Here is a 271-nt window from a genome sequence, read left to right on the forward strand (position 1 = left end):
GTGCTGTCGATCGGCCTGTCCGGCCCCATCGCCGAAAACGAACTGGTCTACATCGCCCGGCGCCTGAAGGAGAACATCGAAGGCATCGCCGAGGTGCTGTCGGTGGAGATCGGCGGCGACCGCGAAGACCTGCTGGAAATCGTCGTCGACCCGCAGGTGCTCGACAGCTACGGCATCGACTACAACGAGCTGTTCAACCTGGTCAGCCGCAACAACCGCCTGGTCGCCGCCGGCAGCCTGGACACCGGTGCCGGGCGCATGAGCATGAAGG

Annotated in this window: 1 protein-coding gene; it reads left to right on the plus strand. The window is 64.9% G+C overall.

What is annotated here, in order from left to right; genetic code table 11:
- Nucleotides 1–271, plus strand: a 271-nt coding sequence (locus NDO48_RS29205; RefSeq protein WP_267322914.1) for an efflux RND transporter permease subunit, incomplete at both ends; no start/stop codon positions are given.

This window comes from Aminobacter sp. MET-1 (genome assembly GCF_026521175.1).
Lineage (GTDB): Bacteria > Pseudomonadota > Alphaproteobacteria > Rhizobiales > Rhizobiaceae > Aminobacter.